General features: G+C 72.4%; 1 protein-coding gene. It reads left to right on the forward strand.

All coding sequences use genetic code 11. The annotated features are described in order from the left end of the window. Positions 1 to 559 (forward strand): adenosine deaminase family protein (locus tag BFF76_RS30430; protein ID WP_141695717.1); only part of this gene is annotated, 559 nt, incomplete at its 5' end. Between the last annotated feature and the right edge of the window lie 17 nt (positions 560 to 576).

The following is a 576-nucleotide window of genomic DNA, read 5'->3' on the forward strand; positions in this document are numbered from 1 at the left end:
GGACGCCGCGAAGCCGTACCTGGACCGCATCAGCGCCGTGGGCCTGGACTCGGCGGAGGTCGGCCACCCGCCCGCGAAGTTCCGCGAGGTGTACGCGGCGGCCACGGCCCTCGGCCTGCGGAAGGTCGCCCACGCCGGCGAGGAGGGCCCGCCCGAGTACATCCGGGAGGCCCTGGACGTCCTCGGCGTCGAGCGGATCGACCACGGCCTGCGCTGCATGGAGGACCCGGACCTGGTGGACCGGCTGGTCTCCGAGCGGATCCCGCTGACGCTCTGCCCGCTCTCCAACGTACGGCTGCGCGCCGTCGACGTACTGGAACAGCACCCGCTGCGGTCCATGATGGACGCGGGGCTGCTCTGCACGGTGAACTCCGACGACCCGGCCTACTTCGGCGGATACGTCGGAGACACCTTCCGGGCCGTGTACGAGGCGCTCGGCCTGGACCGCGAGCAGCTGCGCACCCTGGCCCGGAACTCCTTCGAGGCGGCCTTCCTCGACCACGACGAGGAGCGCAGGGCGCGCTACCTCTCCGAGGTCGAGGCGTACGCGTTCGACTGACCGGTCCCGCCGGACGG

This window comes from Streptomyces mutomycini (genome assembly GCF_001700505.1).
Lineage (GTDB): Bacteria > Actinomycetota > Actinomycetes > Streptomycetales > Streptomycetaceae > Streptomyces > Streptomyces mutomycini.